Here is a 25,612-nt window from a genome sequence, read left to right as displayed (position 1 = left end):
TGCATGGGTCGCCTCTGTCACCTATGAATGGGTCCCTCGAGGGACCCATGAATGGGTAGTCTCACCGACCCTATTCTCTAGAGAAGGAATAGGGACGAGCGTCGGGCTGTGTCCCCCAGCGTGAGGGGTGGTCGCCGAGCGTGAAGCTAAGCGTGCCTCCCTTCAGAAGCTCCGCATAATCCAGGTAGGTCTTATCCCAGCTCTTGCCATTGAACTGCACAGACTGGATATAGGGATGCTTCGTCTCAGAAGCCTTGATGAGGAGCTCTCGTCCCTCGGGGAGTCGAAGTCGTACCTCACGGAAGTAGGGCGTGCCGATGGCATATTGCCCCAGTGCTGGGGTCACGGGGTAGAAGCCCAGAGCAGAGAAGACATACCAGGCAGAGGTCTGCCCATTGTCCTCGTCACCGCAGTAGCCGTCGGGACGATCTGAGTAGAGCTTATCCATGACCCGACGCACCCAGTGCTGGGCCTTCCACGGCTCTCCCGCATAGTCGTAGAGGTAGATCATGTGCTGGATGGGCTGATTGCCATGGGCATAGTTGCCCATATCCATGATCTGCATCTCTCGGATCTCATGGATGACGAAGCCGTAGTAGCTATCATCGAAGACGGGAGGGAGGGTGAAGATGCTGTCGAGCTTCTGAGTGAAAGCCTTGTCTCCTCCCATCAGATCGATGAGCCCCTGGATATCATGGAAGACCGACCAGCTGTAGTGTAGCGAATTGCCTTCGGTGAAGGCATCCCCCCACTTGAAGACCGAGAAGGGGGTCTGGAATGTGCCATCCTTCTTACGCCCACGCATCCATCCTAGGCTGGGGTCGTAGAGCTTGCGGTAGTTGAGCGCTCGCTGACGATAGAGTGCGAGGTCGGCCTCGCCTGCTCCAGCCTTCTTCAGCGCCTGGAGGATACACCAGTCGTCATAGGCATACTCGAGCGTGCGTGCTGCATGTTCGTTGATCCCGACATCTGAGGGGATGTAGCCCAGCTCGTTGTAATACTTGTAGCCGAGTCTACCCGTGGAGCGGATCGTCGGGTGCTCCTGGTTCGCTCCATGCAGGAGGGCTGGGATGAGTTCCTTGGGATCGATCTTCCCGAGCCCCTTGAGATAAGCATCGGTGATGACGGAGGCCGAATTATTCCCCACCATGCAGTCACGATGTCCTGGGCTTGCCCATTCGGGGAAGAAGCCACTTTCCCGATAAGCATTCATTAGCCCCTCGGCCATCTTCGCTCCCTCCTCGGGATAGGCGAGATGGATGAGGGGCATCAGGGCACGGAAGGTATCCCAGTAGCCCGTGTCCGTATAGAGGTAGCCTGGGAGCACCTCCCCGCTGTAGGGGCTGTAGTGGAGCACCTCTCCCTTAGGGCTGATCTCATAGAAGCGACGGGGGAAGAGCAGGGATCGATAGAGACAGCTGTAGAAGGTCTTCATACGCTCCTCGGAGTCGGTGACAGCGATACGACTCAGCTCCCGCTCCCATACCTCCTTCCCCTCGGATCGTACCTCGGAGTAGGAGCGGTGGGCGACCTCCTGAAGGTTGGTCAGTGCCTGCTCGGGGCTGATGAACGAGGAGGCGACATAGAATGTCGTCGTAGGCTCCTTGCCCTCGCTGAGATTGACAGCAAGGAGGGCATGCTTCCCCCCTTTGCCCCTCCGTACCTCTCGGACGACTGAGCGAATAGGCTGGGTGAAGCGTACGACGAAGTAATTGGCGAAGCCCCGAGGCACGCCTCCACTATGCTTACGACTGATGCCTATGAGGGTGCGGGAGTCCTTCTGCTGGAGCTCTGAGTCCGAATCAAAGGCGTCGATGAGGATCCAGCGCTCCTCAGCGGGGGCTTGCTTGGAAAACTCGACCTCGAAGACCACCGCACGCTCCGTTGGGGCCAGGCGTACCCGTGTGTCGTAGTCTGCTAGATAGACCTCATAGGCGTAGGGGTGTGCCTCTTCGGCCTTGTGGCTGAACCAGGAGGCTCGCTTGTCTTCGTCGAAGAGGGGCTTCTTCCCTGTCTGGGGGAGGAGGGAGAACTGCCCATAGTCGTTGATCCAGGGGCTAGGCTGGTGGGTCTGCTTGAAGCCTCTGATCTTCGTCGCCTGATAGCTATACTGCCAGCCGTCCCCCATCTTGCCCGTCTGAGGGGTCCAGCTATTCATCCCCCAGGGGCGGGAGATGATGGGGTAGGTGTTGCCCGAACTTAGGCTGAAGTCACTCTGAGTGCCGACGAGGGGATTGACGAGATCTACGTACGAGGTGGACGGAGCTTGCTGAGCGCTTAGGCTGAGTGCAGAGGAGAGACCGAGGGCTAAGCCCAGGTGTCGGAGGTGTTTCTTCATAAGGGTTAGGTGAGCTGGAGATAGCAGGGCTGTCTCGTAGGGGGCGAGTGCGTAGAGGAGCCTAGTGGCTTCGGCTCAGATAGCCGTGGTAGCGTGCGATGACCTGATCGACATAGCTGGCCACCCCCTTACCTCGGAGGTAGCCCGCACGGCAGACAGGATCATTGTAGTACTTAGCTTCGCTCTTGAGGCGGAGGGCAGTCTCGATACCTCCCTCCCACCTGTCGGAGGCATAGCCGTACTTCTGGGCCAGACGTACGGCATCCTGTAGGTGTGCCGGACCAGCGTTGTAGGCGGCAAGGGTGACCTTGATCCGCTCCTCCCGATTGGTGATCTGGTTGATGAAGAGAGCGTCGATGGAGCGGAGACAGTCCACGGCGACACGTACCGATACAGCAGGGTCGAGGAGCTCCTTAGTGCTAGCCCCATAGATCTTCCCTGTGCGGGGCATGATCCCCATCAGTCCTCTTGCCCCAGACCAACCGACGACCTCCGGACGGAAGTTCGACTCCTGATAGGCGATGGAGGCCAGTACCTGCCAGGGCCACCCTATACGCTGAGCTTCCCGCTCAAAGAGTTTGTCGAAGGCAGAGATCCCGTAGCTCCCCTGAGCCGAGCTTCCACTGGCGTGAGGCATAGAGCTAGCTCCGTGTGTCGTGGACTCCTTCTCCCCACTCCGCTCAGAGCGACCGCCCTTGGGCGTAGGGCTGGAGGGTGTCTCGGAGGGCATCACCTTGCTCAGCTCGAAGTAGCGCTTATAGATCTGGCGGAAGCTCTCATCCTCTGGGATGTTCTTGGCCCATTGATCCAGCGCCTCAGCTAGACCTATAGCCTCCGAGGAGGTGAACCAGCGTAGTCGCTGGGCAAAGCCCACCTCCAGCGAGATGTCGATCCCAGGGTAGTAGGTCTTGGTGAGCTTAGCTAGGTCTTCGTCAGCGATGGTGTAGTTGATCTCTCGGGAGGCAACTTGAGCTATGAGGTCTTCGGTATTGACCGTATCGGCTTCGATGACTCGTAGGCGGATCTTCCCCCCTAGTTGCTCCTCAAGTCGCTCCATACGCCCTTCGGCACGAGAGCCCGAGAGGACGGTCACCTCCTGACCAAGGAGCCCCGTGACATCTCTCAGATAGGGGACGCTATCCCCCGCTGTCTCTCGGCGCTGTACGAGGACTAGTCCCGAGAGACTCTCTGGTCCAGCGAAGCGGAAGCGCTCCTTAGCAGAGTGCGTCACGGCATGGGGTGTAATACACAGATCGACACGCCCCTGCTCGACCATCTCCTCTGCCTCCTCCATGCTGTGGGTGACATAGAGCTTCATCGGCAGACGACGGCTATGTGCGAAGAGCTGGACGAGCTCATACTGATAGCCCATGGGCTCATCTCGGTAGGTGAAGAAGGTCGTAGCACCCGAGAGCGTCACGACACGAAGGGTGTCGGGTAGACGCATCCTTCGGGCTGTGATCTCCCGCTCTGTAGCCTGCCGAGTACGGAGTCTAAGGAGGTAGCCAGTCCCCAGAGCTACAGCTATCCCTAAGGCCAAGAAGAGGGTCGGACGAGGAAGTCTAGATAGGAAGCTTCGGATCATAGGATAGCTGTAGATGAGGGGTGAAGGGGCTAGAGACGTACGAGCTGTACTACGTTCTCTATATGATGCGTGTGGGGGAACATGTCCACCGCACGAGACTTCGTCACCTGATACATCCCTGAGGCGGTCAGGAGCTGTAGGTCACGAGCCTGAGTGGCGGGATTGCAACTGACGTAGACGATACGCCGTGGTGCGGCCCGGAGGATCGTCGTGATGACATCTTCGTGCATCCCTGCACGAGGGGGATCGGTGATGATGACGTCTGGTGCTCCGTGCTGAGCGATGAAGTCTTCGGTCAGAATATCCTTCATGTCGCCTGCATAGAAGAGCGTGTTGTCGATCTGATTGACCGAGCTATTGATACGGGCATCTTCGATCGCCTCGGGCACGTATTCGATCCCGACGACCGAGCTACACTGACGAGCGACGAAGTTGGAGATCGTCCCTGTCCCCGTATAGAGGTCATAGACACGCTCCGATCCTGTAAGTTCGGCGAACTCCCGAGCTACCTTGTAGAGCTCATAGGCTTGAAGGCTATTGGTCTGGTAGAATGACTTGGGGCCGATGCGGAAGCGTAGTCCCTCCATCTCCTCCTCGATATAGTCTCGCCCATAGAAGCAATAGATCTCTTGGTCGCCGATCGTATCGTTGCACTTGCTGTTGATGACATAGAGGAGAGAGGTGATCTCAGGGAAGCGCTCTTGGATCGCAGTAAGTAGAGCCGTGCGAGCCTCTTCATCCTCACGGAAGAAGATCACTACGACCATCGTCTCGCCTGTGGAGGTGGTGCGTAGCATCAGGGTACGCATGAGCCCCTCCTGCTTGCGTAGATCGAAGTAGGGGTACTCTTCGGGACGGGCTAGGCAGTAGTCACGAACGAAGAGGCGGATCTCATCCATGATCGTAGCGCCCAGATGACAGATGTCGATATCTAGCACCTTGTCGAACATCCCAGGGAGGTGATACCCAAGCCCCGAGAGCTCACTCGCAGAGGGAGGTGTGGGAAGCGCATGAATACGATCCATCTCTTCGGGGAAGAGCCAACGCTTGTGACTGAAGGTGAACTCCAGCTTGTTGCGATAGCGCTCTGTCTGCTTCGAGCCTAGGATGGGGAGATATTCACCGACGGGTACCTTCCCGATGCGCTCTAGGGCATCACGGACGACTTGAGCCTTACTCTCTAGCTGAAGAGAGTAGGGGAGGTGCTGCCACTTACATCCCCCACAGACGGTGAAGTGCGAGCAGATGGGAGTGACGCGCTGGGGGGATGGAGTCGTGAGACGTGCGATCTTACCCTCCATGAAGCTGTTCTTCTTCTTCGTGACCTGGATGTCACAGATATCACCAGGAGCAGCAAAGGGTACGAAGAGTACCTTACCCTCGACATGCGTCAGGGCTTTCCCTTCACTTGCAAGACCTGTGATGGATACTCCCTCTAGGAGAGGAAGCTCTTTCTTCTTTCGTGCCAATGAATATGATAAACCGTTTGTTGTGGTAGGAAGAGTGAAGTCTTGATCTACCCCTCATGGAGCTGGGGGCTAATAGCTACAGCCACTCTACAGCTCTGGGTGATCAAGCGTGCATGGAGACTACTCCATGGTCGGGCGCCCTGTCAAGGAGGTCCGGGATAGCCCTAAAGTAGAGAGCCCAAAGCCTCAAGAGGGGAGAGCCATCTTAGCTAGCTCGCATCCCTGTGGAGGCTTTGGGCTTCGATCTCTTAGTCGAGATAGGAGAGGAGGGTAGCCTTGAATTCGTCGGCTAGTGCCTGAGCTTCCTCACTCGAGGGAGCTTCGGTATAGATACGGATGATGGGCTCTGTATTACTTCTACGTACATGCACCCACTGAGTAGGTAGGTCGATCTTCACCCCATCGATGAGGTTGATCGTACCCTTGTCCTGATATTCACGAGCTAGTCGGGAGAGCAGGGCTTCTGTATCGACACCCTGAGGGAGGTCGACACGCTGCTTGCTCATGTAGTAGTCTGGGTAGGTGGCTCGGAGCTCACTGACCTTCTTCCCGCTCTTAGCTAGGAGGGAGAGGAAGAGGGCGATACCCACGAGGGCATCACGACCATAGTGAAGCTCAGGGTAGATCACTCCACCGTTCCCTTCACCACCGATTAGGGCACCGGTCTCCTTCATCTTAGTGACGACATTGACCTCACCTACAGCCGCTGCCGTATAGGTACCTCCGTGCCGCTCCGTGACGTCCCTTAGAGCACGGGTAGAGCTGAGGTTCGATACCGTGTTCCCTCCACCATTGAGCGAGAGAAGGTAGTCTGCTACCGCTACGAGGGTATATTCCTCACCGAAGAACGTGCCACGCTCATCGATGATCGCTAGACGGTCTACATCGGGATCGACGACGAAGCCTACATCTACCTGACTCGTCCCGATAGCGGAGCAGATATCGACGAGATGCTCGGGGAGGGGCTCGGGGTTATGTGCAAAGTGCCCAGTAGGCTCGGCATTGAGCGCCGTGACGTGATCGACGCCGAGAGCCTTGAAGAGTGCAGGGAGAGCGATCCCCCCCACAGAGTTGACGCTATCGAAGGCCACACGGAAGTTCGCTCTACGGATAGCTTCGACATCGACAGCTGGTAGAGCTAGGACAGCCTGGATATGATCATCGAGGTAGCTCTCTTCACTTAGGAGCGTACCCATCTCATCGACCTCAGCGAAGTCAAAGTCCTCATGCTCCGCTAGGCGAAGGATCTCCTTACCATCGGCATCGCTGAGGAATTCTCCCCGACCGTTGAGGAGCTTCAGTGCATTCCACTGCTTGGGGTTGTGGCTCGCCGTGAGGATGATCCCTCCATCGGCCTCCTTCCCCGTGACTGCCATCTCTGTGGTCGGTGTCGTAGCTAGTCCGATATCGATGACATCGCACCCCATACCGAGGAGTGTACCGGTGACGATGCGGTTGACCATGATCCCCGAGATGCGTGCATCTCGACCTACGATGATCAGGGGACGTGCCTTACCCGAGTGCTTGCGTATGAAGGCTGCATAGGCTGCAGTGAACTGGGCCGTGCTGACGGGATTGAGCCCATCGGAGACGTGCCCCCCTATGGTACCTCGGATACCTGAGATGGATTTGATGAGTGTCATATGTGTGGATTATTGCTTAGGCTTTTCGTAGAAGACGTACGAAGCTCGCTGTACGTAGATGCTATTCCCTGCGGTATAGTTCTGGGTGGGACCAAGCTCGAAGGGGACGATGAGCTCTACTACCGCTCCATTGCCTAGGACGGACATGGGGAAGGCGACGCCTTCGCAGAGGAGGTTGTCGTAGACTGTCGTGAGCCCTCCGTCGTTGATCGGACTGTAGTGCACCGTCCCATCGCTACTATACTGGGAGATGTAGCGGAAGAGAAGGGGGCGAACCCCTGCTTCGCTTACGTTGTCGAACTCTGCACCCTTCGCCTGGGAGTCATTGAAGAAGTAGCCCTTGATCTCTACTGCGACGACGGTCTTACCCACCTCAGGACGAGCGCTCCCCTTGTCGATGACACGGAGGTAGAGCCCATTGGAGAGCTTGTAGAAGACATTAGGGTCGATGGTCTCAGGGAGGGTCTCATCGTTTCGGTTGACGATCCTGAAGGAGGATTCCTTGATCAGACGATCGATGGCACGTCGCTGCTCCTTCTTGAGCTGAGAGAGAGGCTTGACAGTACGGTTCTTCTTGCAGCTACCTAGAGCCAGGAGCGGGATGAGTAGCAAGAGAAGGAGGGTGATGCGATGAGAGATGAGTCTATTCATTGTGATTCTGAAGTATGCTACTTGATGATGAGGCTATCTTATCTTAGGAGCAGGTGCTCCCGGTGGAGTCGTTAAATCTCCTTAGCTGACAAAGATAGATATTTTTAGCCTCTTCTATTGTGCCTTGGTGCTCTGCTCCTGCAGCGTTGAGGTGTCCCCCACCTCCGAAGCCTTCGCTAGCGATACGATTGACGGGGAAGTCCCCAGTGGATCGGAAGGAGAGCTTGATCTGACTCTTGTCCTCTCGGATGAAGCAACAGCAGTCGATGCCCTCGATGGTGAGGGGGATATTGACCAGACCCTCGGTGTCGCCCTTGGACGCCCCGAAGCGACGGAGCTCCTCTTGGGTCAGTGTGATGCAGGCAGCACGTAGCTCGGGGTAGAGCTCTAGCTTCTGGTCGAGGACATAGCCCTGAAGGCGTATCTGCACCTCGGGATTGTGGTAGGAGAGGCGATCGATCACATGGGAGTAGTCTGCTCCTAGGGCAAGGAGGTCCGAAGTCGTGACAAAGAGCTCGGGGGAGAGGTGACTGTACATGAAGCGCCCCGTATCGGTGATGATACCCGTGAGGAGTAGTGTCGCCAGATCGGGGGTGATAGCGGATCTCCAGCCGAGGACTAATGCCAGGGCGTGGATGAGTTCGCTGGTAGCCGAGGCATCTGCATAGCTGAAGGTGAGGTCGAAGCCTGCCTCGGGATAGAGGTGATGGTCGATGAGCACTCGAGGAGCCTGAGCGCTCGTAGCCGCCTCGACAAGCCGTGGGTAGCGCAGGCGACTGATCTGATTGTGGTCTAGGTGGAAGATGAGGTCAGCCTCTGCGATGAGCTGAAGGCTCCGCTCCTCCTCGAGGGGGAAGATGACGAGCTCATCAAGGGCGGGGAGCCAAGCGAGGTAGCTCTCTATGGGGTCGGGGCTGATGACATGCACCGAAGCTCCGGGATGAGCCGAGCGAAGGAGACCTGCCCAAGCCAGAGTACTGCCGAGGGCATCACCATCGGGTCCCGTGTGAGGGAAGATGACGATCTTGTCCCGCTCGAGGATGAGTTGCTTCAGCTTAGCTAGATCTTGGTCGCTCCAGATATATTTACTCATAGGTCTATGTAGGAGACCCATGTCGGTAGGATGAGTATCCCACGACATGGGTCTTGGTGGTACCATGTGGATAGGGCTTGGAGCTCTACGTTAGCGTCCATTGAGGTAGCTCCCGATATCGTTAGCTGACACCTCACGAGAGGAACCTCTCTTCTTCGTGATCGAGGTCGTACGGCCCGTGCTCTGTCGGCTACTCCCTCCCTGATAGTACTGGAGGGCTGTGGGGAGATACTCCTCGATAGCCTTGATACGATTGGCATCGCTAGGGTGGGTGCTCAGGAGCTCATTGGTCTGGTTCCCTCCCTTGGACTGAGCCATCTTCTGCCAGAAGCTTACTGCATAGCGAGGATCGTATCCCGCCATCGCCATCAGCACGAGACCCATCTTGTCGGCTTCGTACTCCTGCTTACGTCCGAAGGGGAGCATGACACCTACCTGAGCTCCGATACCATAGGCTTGGTTGATCAGCGACCCAAGCATCTGGGAGCGACTCCCTACGGCAGCGCCGAGGAGCTGACCTCCAGCCTGGACGAGCATCTGGTTACTGATACGCTCGTTGGCATGCTTGGCCAGAGCATGGCTTAGCTCATGGCCCATGACGGCAGCGAGCTCATCATCCGAGTGGGCTCCATTACCGACGAGGTTGAGTAGCCCTGTATAGACGACGATCTTCCCTCCAGGCATACAGAAGGCATTGACTTGCTTGCTGTCGACGACGTTGAATTCCCAGCTCAGGGAGGAGAGCATCGACTCATAGCCGTTCTGCTTGAGGAAGGTATTGGTCGCAGCTGCTAGTCGGCGACCGACCTGGGTCACCTTAGCGTTGTAGGTACCATTATTACTGATATGCGACTGGCTGATGAACTGACGATATTGGGTTGCACTAGCTGCTAAGATCTCCCCATCAGATACGAGGTTGAGCTGACGACGCCCTGTGATGGGTACCGTCCCGCAGTTAGAGAGGATGAGTAGCCCCATGGAGAAGAGCCCGGTTAGGAGGACAGCGAATCTTTTCATAGGATAAGTGTGATAAAATCAGTGAAGAGTGAATGAAATAGGAGTAAAGGCCTAGGGAGCTAGGCTGATCGACCGATAGTACCGCTGGAGGGCTTGTAGGTCAAGCGCCTCCCGACGAGCTAGGTCGACATAGCTCGAGTCGGATAGCTGGATAGGGCGAAGGCGATAGAACGCCTCTCCCCGAGGACTACGCTTCTCGACGAAGACATACTGATAGTGGGGCTGGGTCGTCCAGCTACCCTTAGCTTGGTCTCGGATGAGCTCTAGGGAGAGGAGCATCCCACCCCGAGTCCCCGGAGGGGTGATCTGGTTGCTGATGAAGTTCCCCATCGAATAGACAACGAATGTCGAGTCCCCTAGGGTATCCTGGCGCTTGAGGAAGGTGCTCTCCTGGACCACATGCGGGTGACTCCCGATGATGGCATGGACACCTTGGTCGGTGAGCCACTGAGCTAGATCCTTCTGCCTTTTATTAGGGAGGCGCTCGTACTCATTGCCCCAGTGGATCTGTACGATCTTGTAGTCGGCGCCGAGGCTGTCTGCTCGCTGCAGGTCACGGGCGATTTGTGCCCTACTGATCGTGTCGACCAAGGCAGGGGAGGGGATGGGTAGACCATTGGTGCCATAGGTGTAGGCTAGGATAGCCAGCTTCACGCCCTTGACTGTCACGAGGAGCGGGGTACGACTCGTGCGCTCCTCTCTCGTGCGGTAGCTCCCCGTGGTAGCTATGCCTAGGCTGTCGAGGATATCAATGGTATGGACCACACCGTAGCGTCTTCGGTCACAGCTATGGTTATTAGCTGTGGTCAGCACGTCGAAGCCTGCATCTCTGAGGGCTTCACCGAAGGCCTCAGGAGAGGAGAACATCGGGTAGCCACTGTAAGGCTTCCCTCCGAAGGTCGTTTCTAGATTGCCCACCGCTAGGTCAGCCTCTGCTATGAGGGGCTTGACGAGGGAGAAGGAGGGGCGGAAGTCATACTGACCATCGCCTCTGAGGGCCGCTCGTATCTGCGGGCCATGGGTCATGATGTCGCCCGCAAAGACGAGATGAAGGGTGTCACTCGTCCCCTCAGGGCTAGTGAGGGTGCTATCTCTATGCTCCTGGGCATAGGCACTCCCTCTCCCTCGACAGGCAAGGCTAGGTAGGATGGAGAGGACGCCTAGGAGGCATGCCTCGAGGTATCTAGAGCGGAGGTGTGTCACGGGATGAGTCTATCTACTTGTATTCGGGGCGATACTTACCGCCCTCTTTGTCCTCTAGGATGCCGAGGTAGCTGACGTAGCGAGAGGGGGCTATGCGCCCTTCGTCTACAGCCTCCCGCACGGCACAGCCTGGCTCGTGGGTATGAGTACAGTTGCCGAAGCGACATGCCTTGCTGATCTCGAAGAGCTCAGGGAAGTAGTGCGATACCTCGGCCTCCTCCATCTCCAGCATCCCAAAGCCCTTGATCCCTGGGGTATCTATTAGGTAGCCATCCTCGGGGTAGGGCAGGGGGATCATCTGAGAGAAGGTGGTGGTGTGCATCCCCTTGAAGTGGGCCAGCGAGATCGATCCCGTACGGAGCTCTACTCCAGGGATGAGCTGGTTGATCAGGGTGCTCTTACCGACACCGGAGTGCCCACTGAAGAGGGTGATCTTCCCCTTGAGGTGATCGATCAAGTCTCCTACACCTTCGCCCGTGGTCGCTGAGACTCGGTGGCAAGGGTAGCCGATACTGCTGTAGAGCTGGATGAGCTCCTCCATGTACTCGATAGCCTCGGGAGGGTAGAGGTCGATCTTGTTGAAGACGAGCTCCGTAGGTACACGATAGGCCTCTGCAGTGGCGAGGAAGCGATCGATGAAGGTCGTACTTGTCTCTGGGGCTGCTACCGTGCAGATGAGGAGCGAGGCATCGATGTTGGCTGCTAGGATATGGGACTCCTTGGAGAGGTTGGCAGCACGACGGATGATATAGTTCTTGCGGGGAAGAATATCACGGATGTAGTGCGCCTCCTCCTCGCCCTGACCTTCGCTGAGGGTGACCTCTACGTGGTCACCTACGACGATGGGGTTGGTGGAGCGAAAGCCTCTCAGGCGGAGGTTGCCCTTAGCTAGGCACGAGCGCTCTACACCATCCTCAGTGAGGACGATGTAGTGGCTACCCGTGTTCTTGATGACTAAGCCGGTCAAGGATGCTACTGCTTAATGATTGTAGTCAAGTAGAGGCGTAGACTAGACAGTCATGATCTCCTTCTCCTTGGCAGAGAAGAGTTCGTCGATCTTCTTGATATATCGGTCGTGGAGCTTCTGCACCTCGGCTTCTGCATCCTTGGCTACATCCTCGGGGGTATTGTCCGTCTTGATGCTCTTCTTGATAGCATCGTTGGTATCACGGCGAGTATTACGGACGCTGACCTTAGCAGTCTCAGCATCGGCCTTGACCTGCTTGACGAGTTCACGACGACGGTCTTCCGTCAGAGGGGGGATGCCGAGGCGGATAAGCTCCCCATTGTTCTCGGGTGTGATGCCGAGAGGAGAGTTGATGATCGCACGCTCGATATCTCGGATGATCCCCTTCTCCCATGGGGTGATGACGATGCTCTTGGCATCAGGGATGGTGACGGTGCCTACCTGAGTCAGGGGAACTAAGCTCCCATAGTACTCGACCATGATCCCATCTAGGATCTTGACGTTGGCCTTACCTGCACGTACTCGTGCCAAGGCTTCTTCGAGATGCTCAACGGTCTTTTCCATTTGGGCACCAGCCTCAGCGATCAGCCCTTTTAGTTCACTCATAGAGAATTGTTGTCTATTGTATTTTAGGTTGGGATTGTTTGCTCTTACCAGCTCTAGAAGCCTACGTAGGTACCGATCGACTCGCCACGAAGTACCTTGATGAGGTTGCCTGGAGTATCCATGTCGAAGACGATGATCGGCAGGTTGTTCTCACGGCACATCGTGGTGGCCGTCAGGTCCATGACCTTGAGCCCTCGATTATAGATCTCATCATAAGTGATCCGGTCGAACTTAGTAGCCGTGGGGTCCTTCTCTGGGTCGGCGGTGTAGATCCCGTCGACACGTGTCCCCTTGAGCATCACATCGGCTTCGAGTTCGATCCCACGCAGGGATGAGCCCGTGTCGGTGGTGAAGAAGGGATTCCCCGTACCTCCAGAGAGGATGACGACCTCCCCTGCTTCGAGGGCGTCGACAGCACGACGCTTGGAGTAGAATTCGCCGATGGGCTCCATGCGGATAGCAGTGAGGACACGGTTCTTCACCCCTAGTGAGGTGAGGCGAGAGCCTAGGGCCAGGCTGTTGATGACGGTAGCGAGCATCCCCATCTGGTCGCCCTGTACTCGGTCGAAGCCATCGGCTGCACCGCTGAGACCTCGGAAGATATTACCTCCACCGATGACGATAGCTACCTGGATACCCATCTCTACAGCTACCTGGATATCTCGAGCATAGTCGGATAGCCGATCTGTATCAATACCATACTGCTTAGCTCCCATGAGCGACTCGCCACTGAGCTTGAGTAGGACACGCTTGAAGTGATTCATTGAGTTCTTCTTATGATGACTATTGTTTATTAGTACAAAGAAACGACTTTTACGCCTAATACATTCTTTCCCGCTCTTCGCTCTCCTATCATGGAGGACTGAAGGACCCCATTCATGGGTCGCATCGGTCACCTATTCATGGGGTACCTCGACGACCCATGCATGGGTCCCTTGGACGACCTATGATGGGTCGCCTCAGTTCCCTATGCTTCCCTCTCCAGAGCTTGCACCGATGGCTCCTCGTTCTGACCCATGACGACCCTCTGGTCCACGTGAGTGCGAGGAATTCGCTAACTTTACGCACCTAAATCCAAGGGAACTTAGTTCATGCAACAAAGAATACAACAGCTGAGGGCCGAGCTACAGGCGCTCTCTGCACGCTCTGAGCAAGAGGTCGAAGATCTCCGCATCAAGTATATCAGTAAGAAGGGGCTCGTCTCTCAGCTCTTCGATGAGTTCAAGTCCGTCCCCAACGAAGAGAAGCGACAGGTAGGCCAACTGCTGAATGCACTCAAGAACTTAGCTACGGACAAGATCAACGAGCTACGTGCTTCGCTCTCCTCGGGTGGTGACTCATCCGAAGAGGGGATCGACTGGTCTCGTACGGCTTATCCTGTGCCTCTGGGTACACGCCACCCGCTGACGATCGTCCAGCAGGAGATCTGCTCCATCTTCGCTCGTCTCGGCTTCTCTATCGCCGAAGGTCCTGAGATCGAGGATGACTGGCATGTCTTCTCATCGCTCAACTTCGCCGAAGACCATCCTGCACGTGATATGCAGGATACCTTCTTCGTGAAGAATGTCCCAGGTACGCTCCTTCGTACCCACACCTCCTCGGTGCAGACCCGCACGATGCTCGCCTCCGAGCCTCCTATCCGCATCATCTGCCCAGGGCGTGTCTATCGCAACGAGGCGATCTCCTACCGTGCACACTGCTTCTTCCATCAGGTAGAGGCTCTCTATGTGGATCAGAATGTATCCTTCGCCGACCTGAAGCAGGTACTCCTCTACTTCGCCCAAGAGATGTTCGGCTCCGATACCAAGATCCGTCTGCGTCCTTCGTACTTCCCCTTCACAGAGCCTTCAGCAGAGATGGATATCTCCTGTAATATCTGTGGCGGTAAGGGCTGTAACTTCTGTAAGCACACGGGCTGGGTAGAGATCCTCGGCTGTGGTATGGTCGACCCCAATGTCCTAGAGAATTGCGGGATCGATAGCCGTAAGTACAGCGGTTATGCCCTCGGTATGGGTGTAGAGCGCATCACGAACCTCAAATACCGAGTCAGCGACCTACGTCTCTTCTCGGAGAATGACGTTCGTTTCCTGGAGCAGTTCAAGGCTGCACACTAGTCCCTAAGATCGTGACTCGCAAGGAGCGCTACGAAGGGGTGATCGCATGGTTCGAGGAGCACATGCCTGTGGCCGAGACCGAGCTACACTATACTACTCCCTTCGAACTCCTCGTAGCGGTCATCCTCTCTGCTCAGTGTACGGACAAGAGGGTCAACATGATCACCCCCCGTCTCTTCCGTCAGTATCCGACGGCAGAGATCATGGCACGAGCTGAGGTAGATGATATCTTCGAGCTGATACGTAGTGTGAGCTATCCTCGCTCCAAGGCAGGCTACCTCGTCGCTACATCACAGAAGCTCGTCGAGGACCATCAAGGAGAAGTACCCGAGGAGCGTGAAGCCCTGATGAAGCTCCCTGGGGTAGGGCGCAAGACGGCCAATGTCATCGCCTCGGTCATCTACCATCGTCCTACGATGGCGGTCGATACCCATGTCTTCCGTGTCTCCAATAGGATCGGACTCACGACCAACTCTAAGACTCCACTCCAGACAGAACTGACCCTCCTCAAGTACATCCCTGAGGCCCTCGTTCCCAAGGCGCATCATTGGCTGATCCTCCACGGACGCTATGTATGCACCGCTCGCCGACCTCACTGCTCGGAGTGTGGCCTTAGACCCTACTGCCGGTACTATGCCCAGCAGGAGCGGAAGAAATCAAAGTCGAAAGAATAGATATGAAACGAAGAAAGCACCGGACAGGCCTATGGCTGGGTCTTGGTCTTGCCCTCATCGCTGGGGCACTCTTCCTCTCTGAGGCCTGTGCCAAGAAGGGTAAGGATGCCTCCGACAAGGCTCATCTCTCCATCGGTGTGATGCCCTCTGTCGACTATCTCCCGATAGCCATCGCAGAGCAGCAGGGCTTCTTCTCTATGCCCATAGAGATCGTACGCTTTGCCTCTCCTATGGAGCGTGATGCAGCGCTCCAGACAGGGGCAGTAGATGCTTCGGTCACCGACTATATGGGGGCTATGCTCCTGCACTCCAAGGGGCTCGAGGTCTCCCTACCCATCGCCTGTCAGGGGAGCTTCCGTCTCGTCTTCGGACGGGACAACGACCTCGATCAGGTAGCTGATCTACGGGGCAAGCGTGTGGGGCTCTCATCGAATACCCTCATCGACTATGCTACGGAGCGTAGCCTGGTGGATGCTCATGGTAAGCCCTTTGCCTATACCCGTGTCGAGGTGCAGAAGATACCCATCCGTCTGGAGATGCTTCGCTCGGGAGAGCTGGATGCCGCCATCCTCCCCGAGCCCTTCGCTACCATCGGTCAGTCTAAGGGGCTAGTCGCTATCGACGTGCCTCGGGGACTGACGGTCGGGATCACGGGCCTGCTCTTCCAGCGCTCGGCACTGACCTCTAAGGAGGAGGCTGTCCGCTCCTTCGTCTCTGGCTACAACCAAGCTATTGACTATATGCAGTCCCATCCTCGCTCCGAGTGGGCGGGTGCTCTGGAGAAGCTCCTCGGAGTACCTAAGGACCTAGCTATGCGCATCCCTCTCCCCACCTACACTAAGGTAACTGCTCCTCAGGCAGACGACCTTACCCCCATCCTCGAGTGGATGAAGGAGAAGGGCCTCGTCCCATCGACCTACACGGCTGAGGGGCTGATCACCGCCCTCCCAGCGCAATAGACGGAGCGAAGCGCTCCCCAGTGACGGATGACAGAGCCTCATCTCCTTCGGGTCTCACAGCTCACAGTAAGCTATACTCATCGGCGCCGATCTACCGAGGTGCTGGTGGGTATTACTTTTTCTATGGGGCGGGAGATCGTCACGATCACAGGACCTTCGGGGAGTGGTAAGTCTACGCTCCTACACTGTCTCTCGGGGATCGTCACCCCGACGAGTGGTCACCTCCTCCTCGATGATCTACCCATCAGCCCACGGACGCATCAGATCGCTCTTGTACCTCAGCAGTATGGGCTTTTCCCTTGGAAGAGGGTAGCGAGCAATATCTTCCTCCCCTCAGCTCTGGGTAAGCGGAGCGTCTCGCCCGAGCTCCAGCAGGAGATCCTAGAGACCTTGGGACTCCTCGACCTTCTGGATCGCTACCCCCATCAGCTTAGCGGAGGTCAGCGACAGCGTGTCGCCCTCGCTCGAGCCTTCATCATGCAACCAGACCTGCTGCTCCTCGACGAAGCTTTCTCGGCGCTCGATGTGGCGACTGCAGAGCGCTCACGTCAGCTATTCCTAGAGCTCTGGGCTCGCTATCCTGTCCCGACCCTCTGTGTCACACACAGCCCTGAGGAGGCTACGACCCTCGCCCAGCGCACCCTGCTACTGGGGGGCACACCAGGTACACTCCTCGGAGACTATCGTGGTGCCTCGAGGCTGGATCTGGAGGCTAAGTTACGTACCCTCGATGAAGCCCTTTAGCCGTCACCTCCTACAGCTCCTCCTCGGAGCCATCATCCTGCATGTTCTCTGGCTGGGAGGCTATTACATGATCGCCTCCGAGGTGCTACCAGCTCCTTGGACAGTATATGCGCACCTGCTTCGGATGGATGGCTCTAGTCTGCTTACTCATGCCGTAGTGAGCCTAGAGCGTATCGGGTGGGGGATCTTGATCGCTACGCTCCTTGCCTCGGTGATTGCTCTCGTGATGATGCTCTACCCTCGCATAGGGCGGGTGCTCTCTACCTTCATCTATTTCTCTTATCCGATCCCTAAGCTTGCCCTCCTCCCTGTAGTCATGCTCCTAGGTGGGCTGGGTGAGATCACTAAGGTCGTGATGATCGTACTCATCATCCTCTTCCAGCTCTCAGTATCCATGCGTGATGCCCTCCTCAGTATCCCTCGGGAGCACTTCGCCGTCACCCGTTCACTGGGGGCGGGGACGCTGGGTCTGCTACGCCATCTTCTCCTCCCTGCAGCGCTTCCTGCCGCTCTCTCAGCTCTACGTATCGCTATCGGTACGGCTATCTCGGTGCTCTTCGTCACGGAGACCTATGGCACGACTGAGGGACTCGGCTACTATATCTCCGATGCTTGGATGCGTATCGACTATCTAGATATGTATGGGGGGATCGTACTGCTGAGCTTGCTTGGGGTCGGGCTCTTCATCCTCATCGACTCGCTAGAGGCGCTACTCTGCCCTTGGGAGGCGGAGGAAGACTGAGGACTATACGCATCTGCCTACGTATACGTTGTCCTATATAGAGAGCCTCTATCCTAAGGAGTGCTCCACAGCATCGTATTACCTCCTAAAGCAATCACTCTCGATGGTCAAACGATTATCTACCTTTTCTCTTCTCCTCATCCTCTCGCTCTTCTCTACCTCCACGAGCTTCGCTCAGAAGGCTAAGCGTGCCTCCTCACCGAAGAGCAGCGTAGCACGAAAGCACACCTCTGCTCCTGAGTCGACGATACGTCGCTTCTACACGGAGTATATCCGATCCTTTGACCGCATGTATGAACCCGAGCAGATGGATTCACTCATCCTGGCGCACGTCACCCCTGAGGCTAAGGCTAAGCTAGAGCGGGTACGTGCCATGACGGACCTTGATCCCATCCTCCGTGCTCAGGATATCGACTCGGGGGCTGAGCATAGCCTCAAGATCCGTAGCCTAGGTCAAGATTGGTATCAGGTCTCCTTTGGGGAAGGGGAGGGCTATCAGGCGATCCCCCTCCGTCTGAAGAAGGTAGGGGCGAAGTACCTGATTGATTTCATCACGCCCCCCTGGCATGAGACGGCCTATGGCGATCGCCTCCTTGCTAATCCCTTTGCCTCGATTGACCGAGTCGACGAGTCCAGCCCTTCGGCCTTCGTCCTCTCCTTCTACAAGCGCTATATCTCTGCTTATCTAGCCATGAAGCCTACTCTTAAAGAGGAACTGAAGACCCTACGTGATCGCTACTGCACCCCACAGACGATCCAGCTCTACTACGACAGACTAGCCACGACCGGCGAGGTGGAGAGTGGCTACTTCGATGTCCTCATTGACAATACCGACTTCGACCCTACGTGGTGCTCTTCGCTCGTCGTCCGTCCGAGTGCTACCTCCGATCTGTTGGAAGTCCTCTACAATCCTAGTTCGAACGATCGCACCCTCCCTCGTAAGCTTCTAGTGCGTGCAGTGCGCCTCTCTACCGGAGGCTATCGTCTGGATCTCCAGCCCTAGACCTTTGTCCGCCCCAACGGCCTATATCTGGGGTAATTATGCTATTTATGGCTATCTTTGTGCTACGATTACAGTAATAAGCCGAAGAAGATAATGAATAGTCGCCTCGCCGAGCAGATCTCCTACCTCCTCCTGCGCCACGAGTACGTGGTAGTCCCCCAGCTAGGTGGGTTCATCCGAGAGAAGCTCCCTGCCAACTATGATCCTACTAAGCGACTCGCCTATCCTCCTTCAGCGGAGCTCCACTTCAATCAGGCCCTTATCCATAGCGATGGCCTCTTAGAGGGGCGCTACGCCGAGCTACTAGGGCTCTCCCTTAGACGTGCTCGTCTCGTTCTGGAGGAGGAAGTGCGTCAGCTCCGACTGAGTCTGATCAAGCAGGGGCACTACGAGCTCTCAGGCGTCGGCGAACTCTCCCTCTCTCAGGAGGGCCAGCTGAGCTTCGTGCCTAGCGCTCACGCTCTAGCTACCCAGTCGGCTTCTTACGGCTATGCCCCTCTCTCCCTCCCCGAACTTCCCTCTCAGCAGTCTTGCTCTAAGGGCGCACGTCGCTCCCGATCTGAGCGTGATGGGCGCTACATATCTCTGCGTCTCTCCAAGCGTGCCCTAGGCTATGCAGCGGTGGCTATCTTCACCATCCTAGCACTACTCCCTTGGGGCAATCGGGCAGAGACCACGGCGCACTATCAGGCGGGATTCACTCCCTCGATCGAGGCGGCACGTCAGCTCTTCGGAGAGCAGGAAGTCGTAGCTGAGCCTCGTGCAGAGGAGCAGACTAAGGGCGGACTCAGCTGGTCTGTGGAGCAGGATGGTCGCTACTACATCGTCTTAGCTACAGAGCGGACGGAGGAGCGCATACAGGGCTACCTCACCGAGGTGCGAGATGCATTCCCAGAGGCTCATCTCGTCGCTCTCCGCTCTCCTCATGGGCGCACGATCCGCCTATGCCTTACTTCCTTCCCCTCGTCAGCGGAGGCTTATGCCTACCTGAATACGCTAGTGAAGGAGCATCCCTCCTACCGCTCTTCGTGGGTCTTCCGCAATAGTTAGCCTAGGAGTTCTCCTAGATACCGAAGCGTCCATCCCATTGGAGCGACATCCCCTACACGACATCGTCACTGAGATCAAAGCCGAGGCCTACCGCCTCGGCTTCTCTGCTTGTGGGATAGCTGAAGCTAATGCTGTACCCGAGGAGATCATGCAGGAGTATGACGACTGGGTAGACACAGGCTATCATGGAGACATGGATTACCTAGCCCGCAATAGGGAGCTTCGCTCAGATCCTAGGCTCTTGCTCCCTGGGACGAAGTCGCTCATCCTCGTGGCGATGAACTACTACCCAGAGACGAAGCAAGATCCCGAGGCTCCACAGTTCGCTTACTACGCCTACGGACGAGACTATCATAAGGTGGTCAAGAAGCGCCTCGATAGCCTCCTACACTACATGCGGGAGCAGCTAGGTCTTCAGGTCGAGGGGCGAGCCTTCTCCGACTCCGCTCCGATCATGGAGCGCTACTGGGCGGAGAAGGCTGGGCTAGGCTGGCGTGGGAAGAATAGCCTGCTGATCATCCCACGAGCAGGGAGTTACTTCTTCCTCGGCGAACTGCTGGTAGATATAGAGCTCCCCTACGATACTCCGATGCGTAATCTCTGCGGGCGGTGTGAGCGCTGTCAGCAGGCTTGTCCTACGGGAGCCTTCGTTGCTCCCGGGAAGTTGGACGCTCGTCGGTGCATCAGTTACCTGACCATTGAGCAGAAGGGTGAGATCCCCGAAGAGCTACGGGAGCGTATGGGTAGGCGGGTCTATGGCTGTGATGCCTGCCAGCAGTGCTGTCCATGGAATCGCTATGCTCGCCCGACGAAGGTCGCTGACTATACCCCTCGGGAAGCACTCCTTTCTCTCTCCCCAGAGCAACTGGAGAGCATGACCGAAGAGGAGTATCTAGCCCTCTTCGCTGGGACTGCCGTCAAGCGGGCTGGTCTCTCGGGGCTCCAAAGGACGATCCGAGATCTTCGGGCGAACTTCTCCACTCCCACTGCCCCGACCGATACCCCATCGGTGCGTCGCTTCGTTCGTCCTACCTCTCCCGACTCCACCGACCCTGCTGACTGACGATGTTTCCCTCCTCTCTTCCGAGGGGGAGCAGTCTGGTATACTCATCCTTTGAATCACCATGGGGAGAGAACTTCCCCATACATGGGGTCCCGGATAGACCCATGCATGGGTCACCCGACCGACCCATTCATGGGGACCTTCGTCGACCCATGAATGGGTACCTAAAGCATTAAATAAAGTAAGTAAGGAGTGAGGGTCTTAGCTGAGCTCGGCCTTATTTGTTGTAATTTTGCTCTCCATAGTAAATCAAGCAAGACAAGACTTTTGAACGAATATAATTCCCACCCAAAAGGGCTCTCCTTCGTCGTCATAGGTATGAATGATGAGAAGTGCCCGCTCTTCCCCGATGAAGTACGGAGGCTGATCTCCGAGCACCGCATCTTCTCTGGAGGCCGTCGCCATAGAGAGCTCGTCGGAGAGCTCCTACCCGAGGGCGCCGTCTGGATCGATATCGTCGTCCCGCTGAGCGATGTGTATGCTCAGTATCGGCTCTATGATGAGCCTGTCCTGGTCTTCGCCTCGGGTGACCCGCTCTTCTTCGGGTTCACGACGACGCTGATGCGTGAGTTCGAGGGACGAGTCACGAAGACCTTCCCCTCCTTCAGTTCGCTACAGATGCTGGCGCACGCCCTCCGCCTGCCGTACCACGACATGCGTGTCGTCTCGCTGACGGGGCGCCCTTGGCACGAGTTCGATCGAGCCCTCATCGAGCGGGCGCACAAGGTAGGGGTGCTGACGGATCGGAAGAATACGCCTGCCACCATCGCTAAGCGTATGCTCGACTACGGCTATACCGCCTATCGAATGTACATAGGGGTACTCCTCGGTGGTGAGCGGGAAGAGACCTATTCGCTCCCCCTCGAGGAAGTCGTCACGAAGGACTTCCCTCATCCCAATTGCCTGATCATCGAAGCGGTGGAGCCTCAGCCCTATGACGCTCCTCTCGGGCTCAAGGAACTGGACTTCTTCCCCTTGAATGGACGGGTGAATATGATCACGAAGATGCCTATTCGCCTGGTGAGCCTGAGCCTGCTGGAGCTGGAGCGTCGACGGAGCTTCTGGGATGTCGGCTTCTGTACGGGCTCGGTCTCCATCGAGGCTAAGCTCCGCTACCCTCATCTCACGGTGACGGCCTTCGAAGTGCGGGAGGAGGGCACAGAGCTGATGGAGACGAACAGCCAGCGCTTCCACGCTCCTGGGATCGACTATCATATCGGGGACTTCCTCGCCCAGCCTTTGGAGAGCCTTCCTCGTCCAGAGGCCGCCTTCATCGGAGGACATGGGGGGCGACTGCCTGAGTTCGTCGCACGCCTAGCGGAACTGATGGGGGAGGATGGGATCATCGTCTTCAACTCGGTCTCCGAGGAGACGCTTCAGCTCTTCCGTGACTCTATAGCCGAGATTGGCTGGGCTATTACCTACGAGACTCGCCTAGCCGTCGACAGCCACAATCCGATCACGATCCTGCAGGCCAAGGGGCGCAGAGACTAGGGTATCTGAGGATAGGGAGATGGCACGTTATACCTACGGACTTATCGGCCGACCGCTGACGCATTCTTTTTCCCCGGGCTACTTCCGTGCGTTCTTTGAGCGTGAGGGGATTGATGCTTCGTACGAACTCTATGAGCTGGAGCGGATCGAAGAGCTTCCCTTGCTCCTCGAAGCGTACCCCGATCTACGAGGGCTCAATGTCACCCTCCCCTACAAGCGGGAGGTGCTCCGCTACGTCAGCGAATGCTCCGATGAGGTGAAGCTCCTTGGAGCAGCCAACGTACTCTCCGTGCGACGCACCCCCGAAGGGAAGCCCATCCTCAAGGCTTATAATACCGATGTAGAAGGCTTCCGTCGGTCGCTGGCTCAGCTCCTTCGGAGGGAGCGCCCCGAGGCTTGGGTCTTCGGGACGGGTGGGGCGGCCTCGGCTGTCCTTCGTGGCCTGGACCTGCTGGGGATCTCTTACGGTCAGGTGAGCCGTACGCCACGCTCGGGGCAGATGAGCTACGGGGACTTGACAGCCGAGGAGGCTCAGCGGACAAAGCTCTGGATCAATGCTACCCCCGTGGGGCTTCGACTTGGCGACGCACTTCCCTTGCCCTACGAAGCGCTCGGGGTGGAGCATATCTGCTACGACCTCATCTACAACCCTTCGCCTACGACCTTCCTAAGCCGAGCCTCCGAGCGGGGTGCACGGACGAAGGACGGACTCGAGATGCTACATATCCAGGCCGATGAAGCTTGGAAGATTTGGACTACGAATGAAGAAGACTAGAAGTGCCCTCGTCCTAGGGCTTCTCCTCATATTGGCCTCTTGCTCGACGACGAGGCACGTCGAGCCGGGGAGCTATCTCCTCTCCAAGGTGTCTATCCGTGTGGACTCGCTTCCGCCCGCCGAGCTGGAGCAACTTGGGGACCTAACTACCTTCCTGCCCCAACAGCCCAATACGAAGCTCCTTGGTCTCTTCGACTGGACACTCTACGTCTATAGTCTCAGCAACCCGAAGAGCAATAGCTTCGTGAGCAGACAGCTCCGTAAGTGGGGCGACCCGCCCGTGCTGTACAACGCCGAGGAGGCGGAGTTCGGGCGAGCGAACCTCACCGCCGCTATGTACAACCTCGGCTACCTCAAGGCTAAGACCGAGCTCCAAGTAGATACGACCCGCTCCAAGCGTGCCCGCCTGACCTATGTCATCACGCCAGGGAGCCGTCTGAAGGTAGGGCACTTCGAGGAAGCGCTCAGCGACACGACGCTCCGTCCGCTCCTTCATCCGCAGGATACGCTTCGGGAGAAGCGCCTCTTCCGTGGCGAACGCTACCGCTCCTACCTGCATTCGGGAGCGATCCTCTCGCCCCGAGCCATGCAGCTGGAGCAGGAGCGTATCTCCCAGATCTTCCGCAACCGAGGCTACTACACCTTCACGGCCGACAGCGTCCGCTTCGAGCTCGACACGCTCGTGGCTTCGGACGTCTGGGTACGCAGTGTCATCTCCGCTCCCGACGAAGTATATCGCATCGGTCGGGTGCAGATGAAGCAACGCCCTCATCGGGAGGGAATCCTCCCCAGCTACGAGGCCGAGCGGGCGGGGATTAGCTTCGGTCTGGACCCCGATCATTACATTCGTCCGAGCGAACTGGCACGCCGTATCTGGATCCGCCCGGGGCAGCTCTATTCTTCGCAGCATACGTCGTCGACCTACGCGGCGCTGAGCGAGCTGTCTTCCCTTCAGGGCGTATCGATCCAGTACCACGTAGACTCGCTCTCGGGGGACTCGGCGCTCCTCAACTGCGACATACTCGCCACCTCGGCGCAGACCAAGAGCATCGGGGGCGACATCGTCGGGACAAACTCCTCGGGAAGCCTCGGCGTCAGTTCGTCCTTGAACTTCCAGAACGCTAACCTCTTCCACGGAGGGGAAGTCCTGCGCCTCCAGCTTCGTGGGGGCTACGAGAGCCTCAGAAGTCGGCGCAACGAGCACCTGAACTACGGGGTGGAAGTGGGCCTGACCTTCCCCAAGCTTCTCTTCCCGCTCGTGGGGTCGAAGGGCCCTTCGACCATCCAGTCGACGACGAACCTGCAGATGAGCTACGATCACCACCGGCGCCCAGAGTTCAGCCGTGATGTCTTCTCGCTGGAATGGGGGTATAGCTGGCACAGTCACTACACGCCTGCCTACCGCCACCACCTCAAGGTCATCGATCTGAACTTCCTGCACTTCGGCTACATCAACGAGGACTTCCGTCGGTCGATGCCTTTGATCACGCAGATCCTCAACTACCGAGACCAGTTCGTCCTCGGCGCCTCCTACCTCTTCCGCTACAACTCGCTCAACGATTACCGCCGGGCCACGTCGCCCTGGGTGCACAACCTCCGCCTCTTCTTCCAGTCGTCGGGGAGCTTGCTTTACGGGCTCTCGTCGGCGCTCGGGCGCAAGCGAGACGTCTACGGTTCGTACGCCTTCTTCGGTACGAACTTCGCCCAGTTCGTCAAGGCCGAAGCCGACTACAGCGGTCTTCGCAAGCTCGGCGAAGGGAATGCCTTCGCCTACCACCTTGGTCTAGCCGTCGCCTATCCCTACGGCAATAGCCAGTACGTGCCCGTCGACCTGCGCTACTTCGCCGGCGGGGCGAATAGCCTGAGAGGCTGGACTGCCCGCACGCTGGGCCCGGGGAGCATGCCCCGCTCGGCCAGCCGTTCGATCTTCGACCAAGTCGGGGATATCAAGCTCGAGCTCAACGCCGAGTATCGGATGAAGGTCCTTGGCCCCCTGCAGCTGGCGCTCTTCGCTGATGCGGGCAATATCTGGACGATGCGCCCCTACGAGAATCAGCCCCAAGGCGACTTCCAGTGGGATCGCTTCTACAAGGAGATCGCCCTGTCGTCGGGGCTGGGCTTGCGCTGGGACTTTGATTACTTCGTCCTGCGCTTCGACGTCGGGGTGAAGCTCTATGATCCGCAGAGCGAAGAGGGACGCCCCTGGGTGATCTCCTACCAAGAGCCCAAGCAACTGCTGGCCTTCAACTTCGCCATCGGCTATCCGTTCTAGGGCGAAGTCTAGGAGGAAGTTCACCCGTCCCGCCTCCCCCTCTTTCCCCATCCAAATGATCCGCCTTGCCCGGAGCGAATGACCGCTCTGGGCAAGGCGGAAAATTTCCGTGCGCACGGAAATAAATTTTCTTACGTACGAAAATATTTT

General features: G+C 57.2%; 22 protein-coding genes. 11 read left to right on the top strand and 11 right to left on the bottom strand.

Annotated elements, in window-relative coordinates:
- Positions 1-70 precede the first annotated feature (70 nt).
- From HMPREF1556_RS01460 to pyrH, 11 genes are all read right to left on the bottom strand, one after another.
- A complete protein-coding gene (locus tag HMPREF1556_RS01460) occupies positions 71-2,338 on the bottom strand; it encodes a GH92 family glycosyl hydrolase (protein ID WP_021666409.1) in 2,268 nt (755 codons plus the stop codon).
- Positions 2,339-2,399: 61 nt separating this feature from the next.
- On the bottom strand, positions 2,400-3,923 hold the full coding sequence (locus HMPREF1556_RS01455; RefSeq protein WP_021666408.1) for a transglycosylase SLT domain-containing protein: 1,524 nt from the start codon (positions 3,921-3,923) through the stop codon (positions 2,400-2,402).
- A 29-nt stretch (positions 3,924-3,952) separates the two neighbouring features.
- Positions 3,953-5,392 (bottom strand): 23S rRNA (uracil(1939)-C(5))-methyltransferase RlmD, encoded by a 1,440-nt coding sequence (gene rlmD, locus HMPREF1556_RS01450; protein WP_021666407.1) that lies wholly within the window; start codon positions 5,390-5,392, stop codon positions 3,953-3,955.
- Positions 5,393-5,640: 248 nt separating this feature from the next.
- The gene (gene glmM / locus HMPREF1556_RS01445; protein WP_021666406.1) at positions 5,641-7,035 is read right to left on the bottom strand and encodes a phosphoglucosamine mutase; all 1,395 of its coding nucleotides are present in this window, start codon (positions 7,033-7,035) and stop codon (positions 5,641-5,643) included.
- Between the two features lie 9 nt (positions 7,036-7,044).
- On the bottom strand, positions 7,045-7,686 hold the full coding sequence (locus HMPREF1556_RS01440; RefSeq protein ID WP_021666405.1) for a DUF4827 family protein: 642 nt from the start codon (positions 7,684-7,686) through the stop codon (positions 7,045-7,047).
- Between the two features lie 43 nt (positions 7,687-7,729).
- Positions 7,730-8,779 carry a bifunctional oligoribonuclease/PAP phosphatase NrnA gene (locus tag HMPREF1556_RS01435; RefSeq protein ID WP_021666404.1) on the bottom strand — a complete coding sequence of 350 codons (1,050 nt, stop codon included), beginning with the start codon at positions 8,777-8,779 and terminating at the stop codon, positions 7,730-7,732.
- Between the two features lie 90 nt (positions 8,780-8,869).
- Complete coding sequence (locus HMPREF1556_RS01430) at positions 8,870-9,796, bottom strand: M48 family metallopeptidase (RefSeq protein WP_021666403.1); 927 nt, start codon at positions 9,794-9,796, stop codon at positions 8,870-8,872.
- 51 nt (positions 9,797-9,847) lie between these two features.
- Positions 9,848-10,999, bottom strand: a complete 1,152-nt coding sequence (locus HMPREF1556_RS01425) for a CapA family protein (protein ID WP_021666402.1) — start codon at positions 10,997-10,999, stop codon at positions 9,848-9,850.
- Between the two features lie 13 nt (positions 11,000-11,012).
- Positions 11,013-11,966, bottom strand: a complete 954-nt coding sequence (gene rsgA, locus HMPREF1556_RS01420) for a ribosome small subunit-dependent GTPase A (RefSeq protein WP_021666401.1) — start codon at positions 11,964-11,966, stop codon at positions 11,013-11,015.
- Positions 11,967-12,008: 42 nt separating this feature from the next.
- Positions 12,009-12,572, bottom strand: coding sequence for a ribosome recycling factor (frr, locus tag HMPREF1556_RS01415; protein ID WP_021666400.1), 564 nt, complete (start codon positions 12,570-12,572; stop codon positions 12,009-12,011).
- Between the two features lie 53 nt (positions 12,573-12,625).
- Positions 12,626-13,336 carry a UMP kinase gene (gene pyrH, locus HMPREF1556_RS01410; RefSeq protein ID WP_021666399.1) on the bottom strand — a complete coding sequence of 237 codons (711 nt, stop codon included), beginning with the start codon at positions 13,334-13,336 and terminating at the stop codon, positions 12,626-12,628.
- A gap of 327 nt (positions 13,337-13,663) precedes the next feature.
- Here pyrH and pheS point away from each other — a divergent pair, with 327 nt between their 5' ends.
- The 11 genes from pheS to HMPREF1556_RS01355 all read left to right on the top strand — a co-directional run bounded on the left by pheS (position 13,664) and on the right by HMPREF1556_RS01355 (position 25,462).
- Positions 13,664-14,686: a phenylalanine--tRNA ligase subunit alpha gene (gene pheS / locus HMPREF1556_RS01405; protein ID WP_021666398.1), complete on the top strand. Its 1,023-nt coding sequence runs from the start codon at positions 13,664-13,666 to the stop codon at positions 14,684-14,686.
- Positions 14,687-14,697: 11 nt separating this feature from the next.
- Positions 14,698-15,360 (top strand): endonuclease III, encoded by a 663-nt coding sequence (nth, locus tag HMPREF1556_RS01400; RefSeq protein ID WP_021666397.1) that lies wholly within the window; start codon positions 14,698-14,700, stop codon positions 15,358-15,360.
- Between the two features lie 2 nt (positions 15,361-15,362).
- Complete coding sequence (locus HMPREF1556_RS01395) at positions 15,363-16,319, top strand: ABC transporter substrate-binding protein (protein WP_021666396.1); 957 nt, start codon at positions 15,363-15,365, stop codon at positions 16,317-16,319.
- Between the two features lie 27 nt (positions 16,320-16,346).
- The gene (locus tag HMPREF1556_RS01390; RefSeq protein WP_044125036.1) at positions 16,347-17,063 is read left to right on the top strand and encodes an ABC transporter ATP-binding protein; all 717 of its coding nucleotides are present in this window, start codon (positions 16,347-16,349) and stop codon (positions 17,061-17,063) included.
- Positions 17,050-17,805 carry an ABC transporter permease gene (locus HMPREF1556_RS01385; protein WP_021666394.1) on the top strand — a complete coding sequence of 252 codons (756 nt, stop codon included), beginning with the start codon at positions 17,050-17,052 and terminating at the stop codon, positions 17,803-17,805. The genes HMPREF1556_RS01390 and HMPREF1556_RS01385 overlap by 14 nt, the downstream gene beginning before the upstream one ends.
- A gap of 103 nt (positions 17,806-17,908) precedes the next feature.
- Positions 17,909-18,808: a DUF3828 domain-containing protein gene (locus HMPREF1556_RS01380; RefSeq protein WP_021666393.1), complete on the top strand. Its 900-nt coding sequence runs from the start codon at positions 17,909-17,911 to the stop codon at positions 18,806-18,808.
- A gap of 93 nt (positions 18,809-18,901) precedes the next feature.
- Complete coding sequence (locus tag HMPREF1556_RS01375) at positions 18,902-19,858, top strand: hypothetical protein (RefSeq protein WP_021666392.1); 957 nt, start codon at positions 18,902-18,904, stop codon at positions 19,856-19,858.
- Positions 19,859-19,895: 37 nt separating this feature from the next.
- Complete coding sequence (gene queG / locus HMPREF1556_RS01370) at positions 19,896-20,921, top strand: tRNA epoxyqueuosine(34) reductase QueG (protein WP_021666391.1); 1,026 nt, start codon at positions 19,896-19,898, stop codon at positions 20,919-20,921.
- A gap of 318 nt (positions 20,922-21,239) precedes the next feature.
- Positions 21,240-22,415, top strand: a complete 1,176-nt coding sequence (locus HMPREF1556_RS01365; RefSeq protein WP_021666390.1) for a bifunctional cobalt-precorrin-7 (C(5))-methyltransferase/cobalt-precorrin-6B (C(15))-methyltransferase — start codon at positions 21,240-21,242, stop codon at positions 22,413-22,415.
- 19 nt (positions 22,416-22,434) lie between these two features.
- A complete protein-coding gene (locus tag HMPREF1556_RS01360; RefSeq protein WP_021666389.1) occupies positions 22,435-23,190 on the top strand; it encodes a shikimate dehydrogenase in 756 nt (251 codons plus the stop codon).
- On the top strand, positions 23,177-25,462 hold the full coding sequence (locus HMPREF1556_RS01355) for a BamA/TamA family outer membrane protein (protein WP_021666388.1): 2,286 nt from the start codon (positions 23,177-23,179) through the stop codon (positions 25,460-25,462). Before HMPREF1556_RS01360 ends, HMPREF1556_RS01355 begins: the two co-directional genes overlap by 14 nt.
- The last annotated feature ends 150 nt before the right edge of the window (positions 25,463-25,612 follow it).

The sequence above is a fragment of the Porphyromonas sp. oral taxon 278 str. W7784 genome, from assembly GCF_000467855.2.
Taxonomy (GTDB): domain Bacteria; phylum Bacteroidota; class Bacteroidia; order Bacteroidales; family Porphyromonadaceae; genus Porphyromonas.
This window is presented reverse-complemented; position numbering and strand designations above follow the sequence as displayed.